The following is a 22868-nucleotide window of genomic DNA, read 5'->3' as shown; positions in this document are numbered from 1 at the left end:
TAAGAACCTTGTACGTTTTAACGAAGATTCAACTCTTCTACTGCTGTTTTTCTCTGCCATGGGAAGACCACGAAAGAGATATAAAATTAATAATATTAATTTATATGTTTACCTGCCGAAAGCAGGGCTCAGGATCTTATTTAATTATTAATATAAAACCACATGTGGGAATGGTTTTCTAACGCTTAACCAATGAAGCATGAATAATAATCCGAAATATGCGGAAAGTCTGATGAATATCTGCCGAATGAATAAAAGGCTCACAAAAAGTCTTTTTCAGGCAGAATTTGATTTGTTCGTTTTTGTGGCTTTCCTGATAGTTTTTACTTTTGGTTTTTATTTACTCTTCTTTCGTCTCTTTTTTTGTCTGGAAGCCGCTCTCCTGCGTCGAGCGTGACAGGAACGACACGATATGCCGAATAAGTTTGTACGGGTCAAAGAAATCGTAATTTAACCCGCTTGAGCAAAGCTCACTACTAAAAACCAAAAAGTAGTCCTCTTGAGCGCAGCGAAAAGGACCGTGGGCTCCCGAATCGCAATTCGGGCGGGACAGGAACGACTCAGTATAGTGAATATGGTTGTGCAGAGTAGAATTCTCACTTTTCAGCTCTTTTAGATCTGAGCCTGGGGTAAAATATTAAATGAGATCAGGGATTTAATGAAAGCAGATTATATCAGATTATATCGTTTATACAGAGTTTATACCAAACTTATCGGATCAATTGGATCAGGTTTTACCAGGTAATCTCAGAGATGGTCACAATGTTATTCAAAAAATTGTCTGATGTTTCGGAAGCTGAAATGCAGAAATTACTTTCCCGGGGGTCCGGGCTTGCAGATGTAGGGGAAACTGTTTCCTCCGTACTTTCTGATGTGCGCACGAGGGGAGATTCTGCACTCAGGGAGTATACAAAGAAGTTTGATAAAGTTGAGCTTGCCGATTTTGAGGTAAGTGAGGCCGAGTTTGAAGAAGCTCTGTCAGGTATCGGTCCTGAACTTATGGGACACCTTAAAACCGCAGCTGCAAACATCATGGCTTTCCACAAAGCCCAGATGCCTGAGACTACCTGGTTTATGGAACTTCAGCCCGGGGTTGTCCTGGGGCAGAAGGCAACGCCTCTTGAAAGTGTGGGTGCCTATGCTCCGGGAGGGAGAGCTTCCTATCCTTCAACAGTGCTGATGACAGTAATCCCTGCCAGGGTTGCAGGAGTTGAGCAGGTTATTGTATGCACTCCTCCGAGGGCCGACGGCTCTGTACACCCTCTAACGCTTGCTGCTGCGAAAGTTTCAGGGGCAGATAAGGTCTTCAAGCTTGGAGGTGTGCAGGCAATAGGGGCAATGGCTTACGGAACCGAAACTGTCCCTAAGGTGGACAAAATCGTCGGTCCTGGTAATGTTTTTGTAACAGCTGCCAAGATGCAGGTAAGGGATGTTGCCGAGATTGACTTTCCAGCGGGTCCCAGCGAAGTTCTTATTCTAGCAGACGATTCTGCCGATGCTGTCATGGTTGCCTCAGATATCATAGCCCAGGCAGAACACGACCCGAGTGCTGTTTCGGTGCTTGTGACAACTTCCGGAACTCTTGCAGAAGCGGTACAAAAAGAGGTACTTGTTCAGGCTGAAAATACTGCAAGAAGCGAGATTGTGAAAGCTTCTCTTGAAAATGCGGCAGTTCTGACTTCAGATTCTCTTGAGCAGGGAATTGACTTCAGCAATAAATTTGCTCCTGAGCACCTGGAAATTATGGTAGAAGATTCCGATTTTGTACTTGACAGGATAAAAAATGCCGGATCTATTTTTATAGGGAACTATGCTCCTGTTCCGGTTGGGGACTATGCCTCCGGTACCAATCACGTGCTTCCCACGGCAGGATATGCCAGGATTTATTCCGGTCTGAATATCAACCACTTTCTTAAATATTCCAGTATCCAGAAAATCAGTAAGAGTGGGCTCGAAAGTCTGAAAGAAACTATAATCGCATTAGCTGAGGAAGAAGGTCTGCAGGCACATGCTGATGCTATTAGAACTCGGTTCGGGTACAAACCCTCTAAATAATATTTCTGCCAGTCGATATGTATATAAAATGTAAATGCGTAAACAAAATTTGATATTTAAATAAATAAAGATTTATTTTTAAATAAGTCTTTAATTCTTAACTAAGGAGAGTGGGGATCAATATGAAAATCAGAGTGGTTAGTTCACGGGAGGAAATTCCTACCCTAAATCCGAATGAGAAGGTTATCCACCTTGCTTTCAGGCCGTCTAACAGGGATGTATTCATGCTTGCCGAAACCTGTCCTAAAATTGAAGCCATACAGCTTCCTAAATCTTACAGAAGGACTGTTTCAAAGTCAATAGAGATGTTTCTGGAAATGCAGAAGATCAATCTTCTTGAAGGGGACGTATGGGGGCACCGGAAAGACATAAACGAGTACTATAACGTTTCTCAGAATATTATGGAGAAAATTCAGGAATTAAAAGCCGACCGTTTCTCCAATGAGATTATTGCCGAAAAGCTTTCAAGGGAAAGTAAGCTGAATTCGGACATGATTCTCTATATCCTGAGCAAAAGAAACCTGGAATTGTCCTGAAGCCTGGATTCATCTGCCCTTTCAACCATAACTTTCCAGGCAAATAGGTTTTTTATTCTGTTTCTGTGAAGGAGAACTTAACTGAAGGGGGCAGTCAACTTTTTAAGACCCTGTCTTAAAAAGTTTTCCATATATTTCCATACTTATTTTCAGAAGGGGTTACCGGGAGGAAACTCTCATCAATTATAAACTTTGCTCTAATTGGTCTATAGTTTTCTCAATTTTTTCCTTAATTTTCAAATTCGGTGCTCTTTTTTCATCGAAATGTAACGGAGACCACACTTCCTCCTTTAAAACCGTTTAACAGACGGACTCAACGGTCAAAGAGTTTCAGCCTGGATTTATTCCATAGAAAATGATTAATTTCTACAAAACTTCTTTTTTATATTTAAAAAACTGTATAAAAAACTTATGCTAACTTTCAGGTTTTAAATTCTGTATTTTTTTTATGAATATTTTATTTTTGCTTTTCTATATCAGCTTTTTTCAAATACACTTTTGTTAGCAAAACAAAATTTACGAGTATAACATAGAAAAATATTTAAGTATTGTAGTATAACTAATTTATTGATTCTTAAGTTTTATAGGGTCGGGGGAATTGTATGAAAATAAGAATTGTTAGTTCTAGAGATGAAATTCTCTCCTTAAACCCGAACGAAAAGGTAATTCACTTTGCGTTCAGGCCTTCAAATAAAGATGTTTTCTTGCTTGTTGAAATCTGTCCGAGGCTCGAAGTAGTCCAGCTTCCGAAATCATATCAAAAGACTATTTCGAAGTCTATGGAGATGTTTCTGGGAATGCAAAAAGTCCAGCTGATTGAAGGAGACGTATGGGGCCACAGAAAGGACATAAATGAGTATTATACCGTCCCTCCTTCAGTAATCACTAAAATAAGAAATATGAAAGCGGAAGGAATTCCAGGAGAGAATATTGCAGCAAAAATGACGAAGGAAAGCAAACTTAGCCCAAAGATGATTCTTTACATCCTGAACAGAAAGCAGTTTGAGTAGCAAGCTCTATTGAAAGTTCAGCCAGGGAGTGTGAATACAGTAGCTGATTAAAATCAGTATCTAAATAACAACAGCAAATCTGAATATGAACCGTATGATGAATCAGAAAGGTATCAGCATACATGTAACACAGTGCAAGGAAAGATCTGAGTAAAAAACATTTTTAAAAAAAAACATTATCTGGAAAGTTAATCTAAAAAATAGAGGATACCTGAAAAGTATCCTTATCCTATTCTATACCCTTTAATCTTCAGGTTTTAGCCTGTACATCTGTCTGTCTATGTCAGCATGTACATTTCAGGCTTTATTTTTTGTGTGTGTTTTTCAGCGTATGCTCTTTATTATCCCTGTTATTTTAGACAAGTTCCCTGCTGAAATATTTGTCATAGGACGCCATGTCAAAGTGCCCGTGCCCGCTCAGGTTGAAGAGAATGGTCTTTTCTTCCCCTGTCTGTTTGGCTGCGAGGGCTTCATCAATTGCACAGCGGATAGCGTGGGCGGATTCAGGTGCAGGCACTATTCCTTCTGTTCTGGCAAACTGTACGGCTGCGTCAAAAACATCATATTGATCATATGAAACAGCTTCTATAAGTCCTTCAGCACAGAGTTTACTTATGATTGGTGAGTCGCCGTGGTAGCGGAGTCCTCCGGCATGGATAGCAGGAGGCATATGCTTGTGGCCGAGGGTGTACATCTTAAGGAGTGGGGTCATCTCGGCAGTGTCTCCGAAGTCGTACCTGTATTCTCCTTTCGTCAGGGAAGGGCAGGCTGAGGGTTCAACTGCGACTACTCTTGCGTTGTGTTTTCCTTCAAGCCTGTCTTTTATGAACTCAAGCCCGATTCCTCCCAGGTTGCTTCCTCCGCCGCAGCATCCGATAACCACATCAGGGTATTCTTCTACCTGCTCGAGCTGTTTTTTGCACTCTGCGCCGATAACGGTCTGGTGAAGCACAACGTGGTTAAGCACACTTCCAAGGGTATACTTTGTGTCCTCACGGGCTACGGCATCCTCTACAGCCTCACTGATTGCAATACCGAGGCTTCCGGGGGTGTCAGGCTGCTCCTGCAGGATCTTTCTTCCGAACTCCGTATCCGGGCTTGGGGAAGGCACTACATTTCCTCCCCAGAGCGTCATAAGGGATTTTCTGTAAGGTTTCTGGTAGAAACTGGAACGGACCATATAGACCTTGCATTCGAGGCCGAAGTAATTGCAGGCAAGAGAAAGTGCACTTCCCCACTGCCCTGCCCCTGTCTCGGTTGTGAGCCTCTCGGTACCTTCTTTCATATTGTAGTAAGCCTGGGCAATGGAGGTATTTGTTTTGTGGCTGCCTGCAGGGCTAACTCCTTCGTACTTATAATAGATCTTTGCAGGGGTCTTGAGAACTTTCTCCAGCCTGTGGGCTCTGAATAGGGGGCTTGGTCTCCAGAGCCTGTAAATATCAAGCACTTCCTCGGGAATGTCAATATACCGATCGCTGCTCATCTCCTGCCTGATCAGTTCCTTTGAGAAAATAGGCTCAAGGGCTTCCGGGCTTATGGGCTGCCAGGTTCTCGGGTCCAGAGGCGGATCAATTGGAGTGGGAAGGTCGGAAAGGACATTGTACCATTTCTTCGGCATCTCATTTTCATCAAGGATAATCTTTGTCTGTTCCATGGAAATCTCCTTCACATCGATTCTGCACAAAATCGTACTTTGATGTATATAAATGTTGTCTGTTTTGCAGGTATGGCTTACAAAACCTCTCTTTATACCTTGCAAAAATTAGAATAACCATTGGAATTGCGGAAATAAAAAAAGAAAACTTGTACCGGCTTTTCCATCGGTTATTATTTTACGGTTATTATTTAATTCTTCTGGCAAGTTCCACTGCAAGTTTTGCAAGCTCTGACGCATCCGGACCGAGGAGCCTGACCACAGGTTCTTTTCCCACTCCCCCTTCATCATAGATTACTTCAGGCACTCCTCCGTATTCTTTTATTGCCTCAGAAGTGCCCCAGTCCAGGGTGCTGACACCTTCGGGCTCTTCGGCCCTGTCAAAAGAGGCGATCCCAAGCCCCATTTCCCTGCAGGCTTCAAGGATTTCTTCTGAATATTTTAGATTCATGGCAGCTTTGATTTCAGGATTCTCACAAAGAGCTGCAAAAACTACCCTTGCTACGTGCCTGCTGGCTCCAAAGTCAACACACCCAACAGGATTTGCCCTTCCCCTGTATCTCACGATCCTGCCTTCCACAGCTGCAATATCCTCATAACTTCTGGCACCCGGAATTGCCCTCCCTATGTTACAGCCAGCCTCAGGAATGAGTTTTGCAAACTCAGGGCTGTCCGTAAGGATCAAAACCGCTTTTTTTACATCCTTCAGGGCAAGGTAGCGCTCTTTATCCTCAAGGGTCTTTCCGAGGGGATTTACAGGACCTGCTCCCCTGCCCACAGGCAGACTGCTCTGGATTGCCTGAACCACAAATTCCTTTGCCTTTCTGGCAGCGGTTTCCAGGTTGTCCTCGCAGGCAAGGCAGGCAGTCATTGCTGCAGAGTAGGTGCAGCCCGACCCGTGGGTCCCTCCTCTGACAAAGGTTCCGGGGATGCGGGTAAAGGTATCGGAAACGGATTCATAGAGAAGGTCAGTCGCGTCAAGGTGCCCTCCTGTAACAATTACGGCTTCAACTCCAAGGTCTGCAATTTTTCTTGCTGCAAGTTTTGCATCCTCGTGGGTTTTGACGGGAATTCCTGCAAGTGCGCCTGCCTCAGAGGCATTTGGAGTCGTAACCTTACAGAGGGGCAGCAGTTCTTCGATTAGAACTGAAAACGCTTCTTTTCGCAGGAGGTCTCCTCCGGCTTCAGCAGCCATTACAGGGTCGATAACCAGGGAAAGCCCGTACTTTTTTACCTGCTTTGCAACCTCTTTTACGATTTCCGATGAGGCAAGCATCCCGCTCTTTGCCCATTTAATATTCATATCCGTACAGACAGCTTCGATCTGGCTTGCAACAGCTTCAGGGGCAAGGTCAAAGGTCTTAAGGACCCCTGTAGTATTCTGGGCAGTTACGGAAGTTATGGCGCAGGTACCGTGAACTCCAAATGCAGCAAAAGTCTTCAGGTCAGCAGCAATTCCGGCTCCTCCTCCTGAATCTGAGCCTGCAATAGTCATCACAATAGGGGGTTTTGGCACTGAGGGCTTTTCTGTCATTGTATTCCTCTTTTTATATCTTCTTTATATGTTTAATATACGGGCATATACTTGTTTTTTCCAGAACTTTCTTTTCCTTCTCTCAGGAAAAGGAATTTTTATTTTATTCTATGGGTGATCTGTATAATTTTGTAGGGATTTCTATACTGCAGAGGAGATTTCTGGGCAGCTGGCCTTTGAATAAACGGTCTTTCTAAAAACTGGTTCAAATAAGGTTTCTGCAAGTTCACTAAGAATTGTTTTTTATAGGTCTTATTTTCTGAAAACTTTTAGAAGCATTTCTGAGAGCTTTGAGTGAAAGTGTTTTAGTAATATTGTATTTTTTCCCCTGGAAAGAGTATTTTTCTTCTCTTTTGGGTTCGTTTATATACTGAACACTAAAAAGGGTATATCGCTTCGATACATTTATATATTGTATTTACGACTTTGATGCAAATAACCAAATACTTAAGCGCGGCGATCAGTTTAAGGCTGGATTAACTATTTATATTGATATAGATAATGACTTGATTTATAATGTTTTAAGGGGATTGTAAGGATGGCAAACCGACCTCTGGATATTTTGAACAACGCACTGGACACACCTGTAATTGTTAGATTGAAAGGCGCACGTGAGTTTAGGGGCGAGCTGAAAGGATACGATATTCACATGAACCTCGTGCTTGACAATGCTGAAGAATTAAGAGAAGGAGAAGTCGTAAGTAAATTTAGCAGTGTTGTTATTCGTGGGGACAACGTGGTATATGTATCTCCGTAATCTATATCAAGCACTTCACCTATTAACGTTAAATCTCGGCGAGCAGCAGAATCTGTATGACTGAGTCTAAATTCCGAAAAACAAAATTGTTTCGGATTATCGAATATTACACACTAATAAGTTGATTTTTATAAGGAGATCTAGGAATGAGTAAAGGTACGGCATCAATGGGAAAAAGACAGAAGCGCACTCACGCCAAATGCAGAAGATGCGGCAGCGTTTCATTAAACATACATACAAAAGAGTGTACTTCATGCGGCTTTGGAAAAACAAAACGCATGAGATCTTACAAGTGGCAGGCAAAGTGCAAGTATTAAACTTTCCTGCTCAATTTTCTTTATTTTTTACCTGCACCGGAGGTTAATATTGAAAGAAGAATGCGGGGTTGCAGGAATAATCCTCCCCAACGACAGGCCTCAATCAAATGCTGTCGCATTCAAGCTGTATTATGCTCTGTATGCTCTCCAGCATAGAGGACAGGAATCCACAGGCATAATGGTACATGACGGTACGTCTCCTCAGTCAATCAAGGGCATGGGGCTTGTGCCTGATGTGTACAACAAGGATTCCCTGGGGCATCTTATTGGGAATGCAGGAATCGGGCATGTCCGCTACTCCACGACTGGCGGGTCAAAGATTGAAAACTGTCAGCCTTTTATCCTTAACTTTAAGGGTGGAACAGTTGCCATCGCCCATAATGGAAATCTGGTAAATGCCGGAAAACTTAAGGACGAGCTGGAAAACGAAGGCCGGATTTTTATAAGCGACTCAGATACTGAGGTTATCGGACATCTGCTTGTGAAAGAGCTGATTAAACATGACCCAATCGAGTCTATCAGGACCGTAATGCGCAAGCTTATTGGCTCTTATTCCCTTGTTATCTTCATTAACGGCACTGTGTACGCTGTCAGGGACTCCTTTGGCTTCAAGCCTCTCTGTTTTGGAGAAGTTGACGGTGGATATGGCATCTTTTCGGAGAGCGTGGCCATCGACACTCTGAACGGCACCCTTATTAGAGATGTCAAGCCAGGCGAGGTAATGGTTTTCACGGGTTCAGGCTTTGAGAGCTACCAGCTCACAAATGAGTCCCATCCTGCACACTGCGTTTTTGAGTTCATTTACTTTGCAAGGCCCGATTCTGTCATTGACGGCAAACTCGTCTACAAGGTCCGGGAAAGAATCGGAAGGGAGCTTGCCCGCGAGCATACCGTGGATGCAGATATCATTTCTCCTGTCCCTGACTCAGGAATCACGTCTGCAATTGGCTATGCAAGGGAATCCGGAATCATGTACCTGGAAGGTCTTATGAAGAACCGCTACATAGGGCGCACATTTATTCTTCCGGGACAGGACCTGCGTGAAACTGCAGTTAGGCTCAAGATGAACGTTATTCGGGATAACGTCAAAGGCAAGCGTGTAGTCCTGGTCGACGACAGCATTGTTCGTGGCACGACTTCCAGGCGTATCATAGATATGGTCAGGAAGGCAGGCGCTTCTGAAGTCCATGCAAGGGTCGGAAGTCCGGCAATTATTGCCCCCTGTTATCTTGGGATCGATATGGCAACCAGGCAGGAACTGATCGCCTCGTACAAGACTACAAAAGAGGTTGAAGGGCTTATAAACGCTGACTCTCTCGGTTATCTCAGCATTGAAGGGCTCATGAGAGCTCTTGAGTGCGATAAGAACGACATGTGTGTCGGCTGCCTTACAGGTGAATATCCTGTAGAAATCCCCGGGGAGAACTGCAGAAAAAAACAGACTCGTCTGGACGATTTCAGTAAGGCTAAAAAATCTTCTCAGTCAGTCTCTTCAGGCAACCCTTAAGGGACTTTCTTCTTTTTCTTTTCTTCTTTATTGTTCTTCTTTTATTGTTCTTCTTTTCTTCTTTTATTGTTCTTCTTTTCTTCTTTTATTGTTCTTCTTTTCTTCTTTTATTGTTCTTCTTTTCTTCTTTTATTGTTCTTCTTTTCTTCTTTTATTGTTCTCACTTGTTTTTCTCTTTCTGGCTGTTATGCACTATTTTTCGGTTTGTTCGATCCTGTATTTTAACTCTTCCAGGTCTCTATCCTTACTCTATCTTTAAATTCGTTAAATTTACTGCCCTGTGCCTTGGGCCGTCCATCTCGGCAAAAAAGATGCTCTGCCAGGTTCCGAGTTCCAATTTTCCCTGTACAATTGGCAGGGCTTCGCTTGCTCCGAGCAGTAAGGCTTTGAGATGGGCATCAGCGTTATTGTCTATGCGGTCGTGCCTGTACCCGGCTCCCGGAGGAACAAGCCGGTTCAGTAGATTCAGGATGTCTTCCCTGAGCCCGCTTTCATTTTCATTAATTATAATGCCTGCAGTCGTATGCCTGGTGCTGATGAGGCATATTCCTTCCTGTATTCCGCTTATCCTGACCTCTTCCTGTACTTCTAAGGTAATATCTATCAGCTCTATGCGCCTTGAAGTTTCGATGTTGAGTTTCAAATCCTTCCCTCTTAACTTTATACGGTCTGCTGTATTGAATTTTATACGGTCTGTGTATTTTTTTGCCTGAAAACTTTTTTGACTGAATAATACCTTCGCCTTTTGGCATTTTTATGTGTATGGTCTCATATAATCTATCTGTTTTTACCTGTGTGTTGCACAGGTTACAGCCTGCCCGCCAACCAGATGAACATTTCACCCGACATCTTCATCTTTTTTCAACTCACATGTTCTAAAGTACCCTACCAGCTTGTCTGGAGGCGCCTTACAAAAAAGACGTGAAAAAAATGTTAAAGAGGAGGTTTTACAGATTGAATTCTTCGATAGAGTTTAATTCTGTTTATTAAAAAAGCAATTGAACATAGATTAAAACAGAATAATGTAAAATGGTCATGTTTTTTGGAAAGAACTGGAGCCAAATTTCCAGTTCTCTCCTTTTTCCCTTTCCCGATTCTGGTGCGTTTTTTGGGTGGGATTTACACTTTTGTGCTTGCCGTTTTTTAGATGGTATTTATTGCTCCAGGGATGGAGCTGCTGGTGTCTCGCATTTGTTTTCTTCAAATTATTCTGGCTTCATTTATTGGTGTCGCTTGTTGAAGACAGACTTGAAGAATTTTTTGGGAGGACTTGTTCATCTGAAATGTCCCTGAATATGCTCTGTTTCTGATTTCTTGTTGTGTCGTTTTTCTTTTTTGTTGCTTTTTGGAGGTGTGGTTTTTTGAGAGACTTTTACCGGGTTGTTTTTATTTCAGGAACATTTATTGGAAGTTTTTCTGAAAATAATATTTTTTCCAGTTGTCAAAGGTTGACTCTGGGCAATTTTGGATTTCCGGGCGTTTGTTCTGCCAATTGGTTGAGGTAGACTCGGCGTTTTTCGGTGGAGGAAATTTTAGCTTTGTCTATAAGGGTCTGTAAAGGTATCCGCTTTTCGAATAGTTTTTAATTTCAGTCCCTGAGTACAGAAGGTTAGCCCTTCCTGCAATTCAGGGACGTTTTTAGATTTATGCTTCCTGTGTCGACATAAGCCCAAAAAGCTTCAGGACTCTTATCTTCGAGGATGTGACGATCTTGCGGTCTTTAAGCAGGAACCCGTGCAAAACTGGTTTCAGAGGCTTTTGCGGAACTGTTTCTTTCATTCTGGCTCACCTTTTGAACATTGAATTTATGTTTTTTCTATTTAGCCGGTAGTCAGTATCCTATTGCCTATTCATACTATATAAACATATGCACCGTGGTGATTAAACCGTTTTTCCAAACTACTTCCCCCAAGATCTTTTCAAACTCCCTGTTCCAGAGGTTTGTTCAGAGGTCTTGTTTTCAGAATTGCGTTGAGGTAGAGCCTTGCCCAGACAAAGGTCACTCCAGCTCCGATGGCATTGCCTATGACAATTCCCCACCAGGCACCTACCTGCCCCATGTCCAGATTGAATGCGAAAAAAGCTGCAAAGATAGGGGTAAATACTATGGTTCTCAGGAGGTTTGCAGTAAGTGCGCTCATGCCTTTTCCTGCTCCCTGGAAGAAAGATGTCGAGAGCATTCCGAGAGAAACGGATGGGTAGAAGATACAGATAACACGCAGGAAGTGGGTAAGGTCTGGTGCAATATGGGCGGCGTCTGCTGTCTGCGTGAATATGGCCGCAATCTGCGGGGCAAAGATGAAAGTTAATACAGCAACCGCACTTTCGATGAGGAGCCCCAGTTTTATTGCATATGTATGGGCAATTTCTGCTTTTTCAAATTCCTTCGCCCCAAAAGCGGCTCCAGAAACCGAAACCACAGCTGTTGCAATCCCTATAAGGGGAGCAATTGCAATTGTTGCAACCCGCCAGCCAGTGGAATAGACAGCAACTCCGTCGGTATTGCTCACGTTCACAATAATAAGGTTGAGGACAAGCATGGATAATGACATAGAAAGCTGCTGAGCGGAGGCGGGGATTGTTATCCTGAATATGTCATTTACAATATTTTTTTCAAAGCTGAAGTCTTTAAAATCGAAGGAGACGAAAGTATCCTTTTTGAAAAAAAGCCAGTTCAGCATCATAACCGAAGAGACTGCAAGAGACAGTAGGGTTGCCCAGGCTGCGCCCGCAATTCCCATTTTAAAGGTGTATATAAAAATAGGGTCAAGGAAAATATTCAGGACTGCGCCATAGATCATTGCCTTCATTGCGCGGTTTGAATCCCCTTCGGCTCTGAGGATGGAGTTAGCTACGTTAGTAAAAAATATGACTATGCTCCCAAGGAATATCACCCTCGCATAAGCTACTGCGAGATCGGTTGTCCTCCCTGCTCCTGCCAGAGAGAAGATCTGGGGGGCAAAAACATAGAAAGGTATGGTAAATATAAGAACGAGCAGAAGCATCATTATAATTGTGTGTACGGCTACGTTATCTGCTCCTACTTTATCCCGTGCTCCTATCTTCCGGGAGATGGCTGCTCCTCCCCCTATCCCCAGCCCGTTGGATAAAGCCATGCTTATGAAAAAGAAGGGGAATACGAAGCCCATTGCAGCAAGAGCATCCGCTCCAAGCCCTGAAACCCAGAAAGTATCTATCAGCTGGTAAAGAGTCTGGACAGACATCGCAACAATCATCGGGACTGCAAGTTTGATAATGGCTTTTTTCGGGTCTCCCTCAAGGATCTTTACGCCTCTTGTTTCTGGGCTTTTTTCAGGATTGACGGGTTTTGAATTTATGGCTGTTCTGGTTTTCATTTAGTTATCTTCCTTTTAATACGTCTTTTTCCCGTTCCCTCTTTTTCAGGAATGGAATCCTTTTCAGGAATAGTATCCTTTTCAGGAATAGTATCCTTTTCAGGAATAGTATCCTTTTCAGGAATAGTATCCTTTTCAGGAATAGTATCCTTTTCAGGAATAGTATCCTATTCCGGAATGGAATCCTTTTCAGGAGCTCAGGGGATTAGGAGCTCAGGGGATTCAGGAGCTCAGGGGATTCAGACCCGGAATTAAAAGAACCTGTTTTTTATCCCGTAACCTGCAGAATTAAGTTCCTTCAATGTTTTATTCAGGGAGAAAAGGAATTCGTCTCTCAGCCTTTTGGTCAGCTGCTCCGGACCAATACACCTGAAATATGCTGGAGTTCCTTCGATGACTTCCACATACTTCTTTTTCGACATTCTCTCCAGCGTAGCATAAATCTTTGGCCTGGGAACGTGCGTAAATTCATGGATTTCCCTTGCTGTTGCCTCGCCCAGGCTCAGGAGCCCTATATAGATCTTCGCTTCGTTTTCTGTGAATCCTAACTTCTGGAGTTTGCCTATAAGCTCCGTGTACATTGCAGATCTCAGTATATATTATCTAGTATCTATCTAGTATCGTTTTCTGGGGGCTTTTCCTTTTCAGGCACTTTCATCCAGTTTCTTCAGTGTGCCGAGTATTGTCTTCAGGCTTTCCTGATAGGCTACAATATCTTCTTCAGCAAGCTGGTTCATAACTTCAGATGCACTTTTTTCAAGCTCCTCTGTGAACCAGTCTCTGTAAACCTTCCCCTTTTCTGTAAGTGAAACTAGGGTCTTTCTCCGGTCTCCCGGGTCTCCTTTCCTGTAGACAAGCTCCTCTCTTTCCAGAGCATCTATCATGCTGGTCAGGCTCCCTTTCTGAAGGTCCAGACACTTGCCAAGAGTAGTGGGCATAATCTCACCTGCTGTCCCTATAATCAGGATAACCTTATTCTGATTTTTGTTGAGATTGTATGGGTTATTTCCTGTCTGGTGAAAGGTTTTGGCAAAATTTTTATGGAAGAGATGGATCATTTCAAACTGAAGTTTTACCGTTTCTTTTATTCTTTCTTCTTTCATCGGTTATCACAGTGAGGCGCTTTTTTCAGTCATTATTCGGATGATAAAGCCAGGGATAGTTAAAGCTAGGGATAGTAGCAAAACTAGCGATAGTAGTAAGGGATCTGTTTGTGAGGCGTTTTTGATCCAGCAGTTCTGTTTTGCGAGTCGTGCTTGATTAAATTTTCTTACTGGTTTCTGGCGTGTGTTTCCCGGTCTTTATCGGGTTTAACTGTTTTTGTTGGGTTTTACCGAATCTTACTGGGTTTGACTGGATTTTAATTTATATCTTATCATCCGAATCCCGACTGTCTTTAATCTTACTATGCACTTTTCTTACTGTTCAATTTCTAACTAAATGACGAACAGGTTTTATTTATATTTTGTGATTAGTTAATCGGAGATATCTGCAAGTATCAGGCATCCAGGCGGAATCAACATTTTTCCCCGGTTTTTGTAGCATGGATCATGTATCTCAGGTAAACCTGAGCCCACACAAAAGTAATCATCGACCCTATAACCGTGCCCGCGACCAGCCCCCACCAGACCCCAAGCAGTCCCCACCCGTATTCGTAAGCAAAGAGCACAGCAAAAAGGGGAGTCATAACCAGGCTTCTTAAAAGAGTTGCAATAAGAGCACTTGTGCCTTTTCCTGCGCCCTGGAAGAGAGAGGCAGAGAGCATTCCGAAGGTAACCGCCGGGTAGAAGACCGTCATAATTTTCAGGAGCCTTGTAAGTTCCGGAGCGATACGGGCGGCAGTTTCAGCCTGTGTAAAAACGGCTGCAATCTGGGGGGCAAATATGTATACAGCAATGCCTATGGCAGCTTCTACCAGAAAGCCTATTTCTGTTGCATAAATAAGGGCTTGCCGGGCTTTTTTAAAGTTAAGCTCTCCGAAGGCAGCCCCGCTAATCGAGACCACGGAAATTGAAATTCCTATTAAGGGAGCAACCGCAATGCTTGCGACTCTCCAGCCTGTGGCGTAGATTGCAACCCCATCGGTGCCGCTGACATTGACAATTATAAGGTTCATGAGGAGGGCGGTCATTGCCAGGGCAACCTGCTCGAACGATGACGGTATCCCTACCCTGAAGATGTCCCGGACGATGGCTCTGTCGAATTTGAAGGAATGGAACCTGAAAGTCACATAGGTGTCCTTTTTAACAAAAAACCAGTAGAACATCAGCAGCCCCGAGCTGGCAAAAGAAATCACAGTCGCAAGAGCAGCCCCTGCAACCCCAAGCCCCAGAGTGTATATGAAAATGGGGTCAAGCACTATGTTCAGGACAGACCCCAGGATCATGGACTGCATGGCCCGCGTTGAGTCCCCTTCACTCCGGAGAATAGAGTTTGCAACGTTCGTAAAAAAGAACACAAAACTGCCTGCAAAGATAACCCTGGCATATGAAACCCCTAACCCGGTTGTATTCCCGGCTCCACTGTACATAAAGAGGTCTTTTACAAATGTAAGTCCGATAACTGTAAGGACAACTGTGAGGATAAACATAATCACAAAGGCGTGTACTGCAACGTTATCCACGCCTGCCTTGTCCCTGGCCCCTATCCGCCGGGAAATCGCAGCTCCTCCTCCAACTCCAAGCCCGCCCGTAAGCGCCATCTGGATTACGAAAAAAGGAAAGGCAAACCCTACCGCAGCAAGGGCATCCGCACCCAGGCCTGCAACCCAGAAGGTATCGGTCAGGCTGTAGATGGTCTGTACGGACATTGCAACTATGATCGGAATAGAGAGCTTAACCACAGCTTTTTTTGGGTCTCCGAGGAGGACATCCACACCTTCTGTAACTTTTTGAGACGGGAAGACTCCTGTTTTTCCCTTCTCATCCCTATTTTCCTCTACCTCTTTCTCTCCGATATTCCCTTTTTTTTCTGCCGCTTCTCTGCTCATTTTTCCCGCCGTTTTTGAACTTGCACATTTTTTATTCTATCCCATTTTTTATCCTATTCTTCTTTGATCTCTCTGCCTTTAACATTTTCTTATTTTGTGGCGAAATGTTTTTTATTTACCTTTCCATATGCAGGGATAATAAGTATAACCTGAGATACACATTTTTTGGATCCGAATAATTAAAATCGATTCATCAGCTTTATCACCGGTCAATCTCGATTAATCGGCTTTATCACTGTTCAATATCAATTAATTGGCTTGATCACTGGTCAATATCGATTTCTCGGGATAATGGGTCAAGATCTTTATATATGAAAAAGTAATTCTCAGCACCATGCGTTATTATAAAAACAATATTTACTTTAAGGTTAATTGAATAAAAAGCTGAAAATCATAAGGAAGAGACGAATTTTAAATGAAAATGGGAAATTGGTGAGTTAAAAATTCTGCAAATTCAATTCCTTTTCACTCTTTTCGGGCAGAGTAAAATCATGATTTGTTGCCACAGGATTCAAATACCTGTAATTTTTCATCTCAAATCATGTTTTTTGCCCAAAAATTCCTGGAACAAATAAGGTGATATATTATGTTTTCCAAATCTGATTTCAGGGGTATAGTAAACTCTATGGGTCTTGTTTTTGGAGATATTGGAACAAGCCCTATCTATACCCTGACAGTCATATTCCTCCTTACAAGACCTACTGAAATTCACGTAATAGGAGTTTTATCTTTAATCATCTGGACACTTATTACACTTGTAACTGTGGAGTATGCCTGGCTTGCCATGAGCCTGGGTAAAAAAGGGGAAGGGGGAACAATTGTATTAAAAGAACTGCTCGTTCCTCTTCTCAAATCCGGTCGAAATGTAGCTTTAATCACATTATTAGCCTATATAGGGACCTCTTTTCTTGTCGGGGATGGAGTCATTACGCCTGCAATCAGTATCCTGAGTGCTGTTGAAGGCCTGCGGATCATCCCTGCGTTTCAAGACATCGGGCAAGAGGCTATCATGCTCATTGCCGGCATAATCGCAGTAGCTCTTTTTTCAATCCAGAACAAGGGAACAGAAAAGATTGCATGGGTCTTTGGGCCAATAATGATTTTATGGTTCATATCCATTGCATTTTCAGGTATTGTCTCAATTTTTTATACCCCAGTCATACTTAAAGCCATAAATCCTTATTACGCGATCAGATTTCTCATGGATAATGGGCTTACGGGATTTTTTGTATTATCCGAAGTTATTCTGTGTGCCACGGGGGGCGAGGCATTGTATGCCGATATGGGGCACCTGGGAAGAGAGCCGATTTTGAAAGCCTGGAAATTTGTGTTTGTCGCACTGGCTTTGAATTATCTCGGGCAGGGAGCATTTCTCATCAGAAACCCGGATTCGAGAAATGTATTATTTGAGATGATAAACCAGCAGGCACATCTCGTATATGTCCCATTCCTTATCCTGAGTATCATAGCTACAATCATTGCCTCTCAAGCCATGATCAGCGGTGTGTTTTCAATAGTATATCAGGGGATAACAACCCGAATAATTCCCATGTTAAAGATCGATTATACTTCAGGTGAATTACAGTCCCAGATCTATATCAGTGCAGTAAACTGGCTTCTCCTTATTTCCGTCTTATTTATGATTTTTGAGTTCAGGGACTCTCACAGACTTGCGGCTGCATATGGGCTGGCAGTTACAGGAACCATGTCAATTACAGGCCTGATGATGACTTTAATATTTTATTTCAAAAAAATGCCGGTCAAATCTTTTGTATCCCTTCTTGTGACCGGTATCGACATAGTATTTCTTCTCTCAAACACTTATAAAATCCCGCATGGGGGTTACTGGTCCATTGTCATAGCAGCTATTATCTTTTCTCTGATCCTTATATATACTTCAGGACAAAAAAGGCTTTATGAACTGATGAAGCCCCTGAAGATTAATAATTTCCTTGAACAATATAAGCAGGTGTATGCAAGCGAAAATAAAATCAGTGGGACTGCTCTTTTCTTTTCCCGGGACATAACTAAAATCCCTCAATACATTTCTCACATAATGTTTGATAATAATATTATTTATGAAGACAACATCTTTATTTCAATTGTCAGGTGTGAAAGCCCATTTGGAGTAAAAAGCTCTTTCACAAAAGAGCTGGCAAAAGGCTTGAGAGTCTTTGAAATAAGTATGGGGTATATGGAAATTATTGATGTCGTACAGATCCTGAAAGACAAAGGCATCCATGAAAAAACAATCTTTTACGGAATAGAAGACATATTTACGAATAACTTGATATGGAGGGTCTTTTCCGTAATTAAAAAACTGTCCCCTTCTTTTGTCCAGTTCTACAGGCTCCCTACTGATGAGCTTCATGGAGTTATGACAAGGTTTGAAATGTGAAAGTAAGGAGGATGCTTCACTTTCTACTTACTTAATTATTGATCTGGGCGTAGTGGAATATTCAGGCCAAAAAAGAGTTTTATGGTCTGAATTCCTTTTATTTTATCATTTTTTACTTGGTTTTCAGATTCATTTTCTACTATGTTTCTGAATTTGTTCGCTTTTTCCTGTCAATTTTCTAAGCTTCACTCAAAATTTTTTAAGAGACGTGGCTTTATTCATAGAATGGAAGATTAAATAACTGATTCCAAAAACAATATCTATCGCCTGTAAATCTAAGGAGGAGCAGTCAAAAAAGTGAAAATGTGGACTTCCTCTCCACTTGTCATATATATTTAGTTCTCCTAAAGGGGAGCAGTCAAAAAAGTACAAATGTGGACTTTCTCTCCACTTATCATATATATTTAGTTCTCATTACGTAGAAGGAGCCAGATAGATAGTGTTAGAGGTGAAATACAGTGTTAGAGGTGAAATACAGTGTTATAGGTAAAATACGGTGTTACAGGTGAGATATTTAGTAACTGGCTATTTTTCGGATTAATTTATTCAAACATTGGGGCGCATGTGAAATGATATCTTCAAATCAAATGGACTTTATGATGATACTTTCCCTGATTTTTTCAGTAGCAACCGGTTATTTTATTTTTGTACCGGAGCCTCTTAAGCCTAAATATTACTATAAGAGTCAGAATTCATCCGGAATTTCGGAGTTCCTGCCTTATGCAATTTTGGTGGTCCTGATCTTTATACTTATGGACTCACAAACAGCCATTTCAAATTTCCTGGGCCTCAATCCTTCTCGAAATTATGATCAATATATGTTGATTCTGGAAGGCAATGAAGTGAGTCACTTCCAGAGTCTGGCTACTCCCATGCTGACATATTTTAGCGGAGTCATTTATTTACTGGGCTTTTCTTTCCTTTTGCTTTTCACATTTGTGGCGCTCCTGTGTACCCGGAATACCGAAGCTCTTAAAGAATATGTAATTGCTTTCACGCTCATATATCTGGCAGCTTACCCATTTTACATATTTTTCCCTGTAGATGTTACCGGAAATGTGCTGCCTGGCATGATCCCTCTTCTGTATCAACTGAATCCTGCCATTTTGCGAATAGTAACTATCTGTGATCCCAGCCTTAACAACTGTTTTCCCAGCCTGCATGCTGCACTCTCAGTAATGACAACGCTGTTTATACTTTTCAGGACAAATCTTAGTCGTTACAAAATTTTTGCGGTTGGGACAACCATTTTCATCCTTTTTGCGATACTGTATCTGGGCATACACTGGATCACGGATATGATTGGTGGCATCATACTGGCTTTTATCGCTTATTTTATAGCTACTCGAATTTTCAAAACGAGGTTCAAAGATGAAGATATTAGTCTTTATATGCGGTGAAGGGCTGGGTCACACGAGTCGCTGTATCGCGCTTGGCCAGGAATTATTGGCTGCCGGTCATGAGGTTTATTTTGGAGCATATGGCTATTCAAAAGAATTTATCGAAAGAAAAGGATACCAGACCCTTGAGATCCCTCCAGAGATCAAGCTTGTAGGCGAGTCTGGTTCTTTGAACCTAAAAAAGTCAATCATAGCCACTTTGAAAAGTGGAACCGCGTCTGGGATTTTTAAAGTCCTGAACCTGCTAAAAGAAACAAAACCTGATATTGTAGTCTCAGACAGTTATTTTACAGGAGTAATCGGTTCTAAGGTCCGAAGAATTCCGGTTTACTTAATGGTTAATCAGTCAAACATGGAGGATTTCTTTAAAAAAGGAGGTATGCCCCTTCGAGCCATTGGGGGGCTAATTAAACATTTTTACAGCTGTATTTTCAGAAAGGTTGATGGGATCATAGTCCCTGATTTCCCAATGCCTTATACAGTATGCAGGCGAAACCTTGCCTTTGAAACTGAAATCACCAAAAATATATTTTTCAGTGGTCCCCTGGTTTTAAAAAGATCAGATAATGTAAAAACCGCAAATCTACAAAAACCTCATGTGTTATCCCTTATAGGAGGTTTTGGATACCGGAAACCCATATTTACCAAAATTATCGAAGTTGCAAAACTCGACAGAAGCATAAACTACACTCTTCTTTCAGGGCCGAATCTGGATCCTGCTGTCTTTTCAGACCTGCCGGAAAACGTTACTATTGAGTGTTTTATTGACGATCAGTTTCCTTATCTTAAAGCCTCAGAACTTGTAATTGCTCCAGGAGGGCACAGCACCATAATGGAGGCTCTCACTTTTGGCATTCCTGTGCTTTCATTTCCTGACATGAACCACAGTGAGCAGGAGAGTAATGCCGATGTGGTAGATTCTGAAGGTTATGGCAGGCGCCTGGCTTACAGCACGCCTCCGGAACAGATCCTTAATTCGATCAGGGAGCTTATAGAGGACAAAAAAATCCACCGGAAAGTAGGGAATATGAAAAAAATGTCTGAGGATCTGAATGCTGCCTCTGCGATACAAAAACTAATCGAGTCAAATAGTTCAATTTCCAAATTAAAAGTTTGAATAGTCTCGAATCAAGTTTAATAACTGGATTGTGCTTTCATGAAAAAGTTCACTAAGTGGGTAACAAGCTCAATTTTGATTAGTATACTTTCGATAGCAATTGTCCTTATCTTCACTCTGGACACGACAACAACTGAAATTGTCAGGAAGATTCGGCCCGAATACATTTTAGCGGCTTTTGGTGTCCACATGCTTTCCTTCATTATCTGGGGCCTGCGCACAAGATCAATGGCATCTGCACTCGGGCATAAAATAGGAATTATAACAGCTCTCGAAATTGTAATCTCCAGCACTTTCGTTGCAGCAATTACTCCTTCTTCCATAGGTGGAGAACCTTTGAGGATTCATCTCCTCAACCAGAACAAAATGCCTATTGGGAAAGCTACTGCTGTTGTTTTGGGGGAACGTTTACTGGATGCGATACTGATCCTGCTAATCGCACCTTTTTCGTTACTTCTATTTCATGGTATAATGTCAAATCCAACTCTGGATATTGTGCTTATATCAGGAGAACTCCTTTTAATCGCTAGCCTTGCCCTCGTGTTGTATGCGGTCCTGCGGCCTCAACATGTTAAACTTGCCATAAATGTTCTTGTGGGATGGATTATCCGTCTTGGTGGAAAAAAAACAGGAAACAAACTGTACAAACTATCGGAGTCAATTGACCGGGAAATGGATGAATTCCATAAGAGCATACACATCTTTTTCACAGAAGGGCGTGCAGGCTTATTTTACGGGTCAATGTATACGGTTATATTCTGGATTGTTGAGTTCTCTCTCCTGCCGGTAATTCTTCTGGGCCTCAATCAAGCTCCTTCTGTGATGATTGCTTTTGCAGCACAGGTAATTCTTATGATTGTTCTGATTGTACCTTTGACTCCCGGTTCAAGCGGGGTGGCTGAATTTGCTGCAAGTACCCTCTTTTCATTCTTTGTGCCGGCAAACGTCCTTGGAATTGCAGTGGTGGCATGGAGGGCTTTTACTTTTTATGCGAATCTTTTAGTCGGAGGATTTGTGAGTTTTAAGTTACTGAAAGAGACGGAGCTGATACGGAAGTATATAAAATGAGCTTTGAGTTCTCTTTGAGGTTTATAAAATGAGTTTTAAGGGGTCTTTGAGGTCTATAAAATGAGTTTTGAGGGATCTTTGAAGGATATCTAAAGTGTTTTAGAAGGATATTGTGTTTTTATACCGACTGAAATTCCTCTGTACAGATACCTTAATTCTTTTTTTGCAATGCCTGTCGAGTCATTATATATTAATAATATAACGAAGTGTTATGAAGTGTTATTATGGATCCTGAATTCTTAGAACCTTTGTTCTTGATTGATTCCATTTATACCTTGATTTTGGTTATAATTTCTAGTTTAATTTATTCAAAACTTAATACTTATTATGGGCTAACAGCTTATGAGGGTTTGAAATACTTTAAAAATTCATTCATAACCCTGATATTTTCTTTCCTGATAATCTATGTCTTGAAAGCAATTGAACTTATTGAAAAAATGGATTCACTCTTTGAGGTCTACACTGCTATCAACGGAGAGTTATTATTACTGAGTTTACTCACAATTTCCATTTTATTGTTCCTATACTACTATTATATGACTTTCTTTTTTAATGACATCAAAGAACTAAACAGGACCCTCTATCTTATATTGAAAAATGAAAAAGTAGTCTTCCTGTGTATAATCGTATCCGGAATATTATTTACTCCTAAAATCGATCTTATAATTTTATTACTCCCCTGTCTCTCTTTTTATCTGGTCTACAGAAAAATGAAAAAAAGCCAGAAACGCTTGAATTATTTCATCATATATAACCTGCTAATTCTGTCTTATACAATAAACCTGATCCAGTTGATTCTCTTTGAAATCAGAAACTATTTTTTCATTGACATCCTACTGTATATTTTTCAAATGTTTATCTACGTGAAAATCTGGAATGAGGTTAAGAGTTGATGAAAAAAAGAGAAAGACTGGAGATAATATACGATATACTGGTTCTGATAAACAAAAATCATAACCAGATAAAACCTACTCCCCTCCTCAGGAAATCCAATCTTTCTTCAAGCCAATTTGATAAGTATATTCTGGAGCTTATTGAAAAAGATTTCATAGAGATTTGTATCGTTGATTCAAAAAAACATTATAGCCTTACTAAGAAAGGTTTTGAGTACATCAATAAATACAGAATAATCTTAAAAATTATAGAAGACTTTGATCTCTAGCTTTTAAA

General features: G+C 41.6%; 19 protein-coding genes. 11 read left to right on the top strand and 8 right to left on the bottom strand.

Annotation, left to right across the window (positions count from 1 at the left end; genetic code table 11):
* Nucleotides 1-753 precede the first annotated feature (753 nt).
* From hisD to PHF18_RS09660, 3 genes are all read left to right on the top strand, one after another.
* Nucleotides 754-2055: a histidinol dehydrogenase gene (gene hisD, locus PHF18_RS09670; RefSeq protein WP_300101798.1), complete on the top strand. Its 1302-nt coding sequence runs from the start codon at nt 754-756 to the stop codon at nt 2053-2055.
* Nucleotides 2056-2177: 122 nt separating this feature from the next.
* Entirely contained in the window at nt 2178-2591 is a 414-nt protein-coding gene (locus PHF18_RS09665) for a DUF1699 family protein (protein ID WP_300101795.1), read from the top strand.
* Nucleotides 2592-3193: 602 nt separating this feature from the next.
* Complete coding sequence (locus tag PHF18_RS09660) at nt 3194-3601, top strand: DUF1699 family protein (RefSeq protein WP_300101792.1); 408 nt, start codon at nt 3194-3196, stop codon at nt 3599-3601.
* Between the two features lie 355 nt (nt 3602-3956).
* Here the strand turns inward: PHF18_RS09660 and PHF18_RS09655 are convergent, their stop codons facing one another.
* A complete protein-coding gene (locus PHF18_RS09655) occupies nt 3957-5255 on the bottom strand; it encodes a TrpB-like pyridoxal phosphate-dependent enzyme (RefSeq protein WP_300101789.1) in 1299 nt (432 codons plus the stop codon).
* 187 nt (nt 5256-5442) lie between these two features.
* Nucleotides 5443-6789, bottom strand: coding sequence for a bifunctional hydroxymethylpyrimidine kinase/phosphomethylpyrimidine kinase (gene thiD / locus PHF18_RS09650; protein ID WP_300101786.1), 1347 nt, complete (start codon nt 6787-6789; stop codon nt 5443-5445).
* A gap of 538 nt (nt 6790-7327) precedes the next feature.
* Between thiD and PHF18_RS09645 the strand changes: the two genes are divergently transcribed.
* The 3 genes from PHF18_RS09645 to purF all read left to right on the top strand — a co-directional run bounded on the left by PHF18_RS09645 (nt 7328) and on the right by purF (nt 9370).
* Nucleotides 7328-7546, top strand: a complete 219-nt coding sequence (locus PHF18_RS09645) for an LSm family protein (protein ID WP_011032293.1) — start codon at nt 7328-7330, stop codon at nt 7544-7546.
* A gap of 146 nt (nt 7547-7692) precedes the next feature.
* Complete coding sequence (locus PHF18_RS09640; RefSeq protein ID WP_300101750.1) at nt 7693-7863, top strand: 50S ribosomal protein L37e; 171 nt, start codon at nt 7693-7695, stop codon at nt 7861-7863.
* A gap of 49 nt (nt 7864-7912) precedes the next feature.
* Entirely contained in the window at nt 7913-9370 is a 1458-nt protein-coding gene (gene purF, locus PHF18_RS09635) for an amidophosphoribosyltransferase (RefSeq protein ID WP_300101747.1), read from the top strand.
* A gap of 244 nt (nt 9371-9614) precedes the next feature.
* Here the strand turns inward: purF and PHF18_RS09630 are convergent, their stop codons facing one another.
* The 6 genes from PHF18_RS09630 to PHF18_RS09605 form a co-directional block, all read right to left on the bottom strand.
* Nucleotides 9615-10013 carry a secondary thiamine-phosphate synthase enzyme YjbQ gene (locus PHF18_RS09630; RefSeq protein ID WP_300101744.1) on the bottom strand — a complete coding sequence of 133 codons (399 nt, stop codon included), beginning with the start codon at nt 10011-10013 and terminating at the stop codon, nt 9615-9617.
* Between the two features lie 1001 nt (nt 10014-11014).
* Nucleotides 11015-11149, bottom strand: coding sequence for a hypothetical protein (locus tag PHF18_RS09625; protein WP_269746354.1), 135 nt, complete (start codon nt 11147-11149; stop codon nt 11015-11017).
* 140 nt (nt 11150-11289) lie between these two features.
* Nucleotides 11290-12726 (bottom strand): MATE family efflux transporter, encoded by a 1437-nt coding sequence (locus PHF18_RS09620; RefSeq protein ID WP_300101737.1) that lies wholly within the window; start codon nt 12724-12726, stop codon nt 11290-11292.
* A 251-nt stretch (nt 12727-12977) separates the two neighbouring features.
* The gene (locus tag PHF18_RS09615) at nt 12978-13307 is read right to left on the bottom strand and encodes a TrmB family transcriptional regulator (protein WP_300101734.1); all 330 of its coding nucleotides are present in this window, start codon (nt 13305-13307) and stop codon (nt 12978-12980) included.
* Between the two features lie 63 nt (nt 13308-13370).
* Nucleotides 13371-13829, bottom strand: coding sequence for a MarR family winged helix-turn-helix transcriptional regulator (locus tag PHF18_RS09610; RefSeq protein WP_300101731.1), 459 nt, complete (start codon nt 13827-13829; stop codon nt 13371-13373).
* A 413-nt stretch (nt 13830-14242) separates the two neighbouring features.
* Nucleotides 14243-15715 carry an MATE family efflux transporter gene (locus PHF18_RS09605; protein WP_300101728.1) on the bottom strand — a complete coding sequence of 491 codons (1473 nt, stop codon included), beginning with the start codon at nt 15713-15715 and terminating at the stop codon, nt 14243-14245.
* A gap of 586 nt (nt 15716-16301) precedes the next feature.
* Here PHF18_RS09605 and PHF18_RS09600 point away from each other — a divergent pair.
* From PHF18_RS09600 to PHF18_RS09580, 5 genes are all read left to right on the top strand, one after another.
* The gene (locus tag PHF18_RS09600) at nt 16302-18113 is read left to right on the top strand and encodes a KUP/HAK/KT family potassium transporter (protein WP_300101725.1); all 1812 of its coding nucleotides are present in this window, start codon (nt 16302-16304) and stop codon (nt 18111-18113) included.
* A 569-nt stretch (nt 18114-18682) separates the two neighbouring features.
* Nucleotides 18683-19513 (top strand): phosphatase PAP2 family protein, encoded by an 831-nt coding sequence (locus PHF18_RS09595; protein ID WP_300101723.1) that lies wholly within the window; start codon nt 18683-18685, stop codon nt 19511-19513.
* Nucleotides 19485-20630: a UDP-N-acetylglucosamine--N-acetylmuramyl-(pentapeptide) pyrophosphoryl-undecaprenol N-acetylglucosamine transferase gene (locus PHF18_RS09590; RefSeq protein WP_300101720.1), complete on the top strand. Its 1146-nt coding sequence runs from the start codon at nt 19485-19487 to the stop codon at nt 20628-20630. The genes PHF18_RS09595 and PHF18_RS09590 overlap by 29 nt, the downstream gene beginning before the upstream one ends.
* A 39-nt stretch (nt 20631-20669) precedes the next feature.
* Nucleotides 20670-21698, top strand: coding sequence for a flippase-like domain-containing protein (locus PHF18_RS09585; RefSeq protein WP_300101718.1), 1029 nt, complete (start codon nt 20670-20672; stop codon nt 21696-21698).
* An 892-nt stretch (nt 21699-22590) separates the two neighbouring features.
* A complete protein-coding gene (locus PHF18_RS09580) occupies nt 22591-22860 on the top strand; it encodes a winged helix-turn-helix domain-containing protein (RefSeq protein ID WP_300101715.1) in 270 nt (89 codons plus the stop codon).
* Nucleotides 22861-22868: the final 8 nt, after the last annotated feature.

The sequence above is a fragment of the Methanosarcina sp. genome (genome assembly GCF_028693135.1).
In the GTDB taxonomy this organism is placed as follows: Archaea; Halobacteriota; Methanosarcinia; order Methanosarcinales; family Methanosarcinaceae; genus Methanosarcina.
The sequence above is the reverse complement of the archived record's forward strand: the minus strand, read 5'-3'. Positions and strand labels throughout refer to the sequence as shown.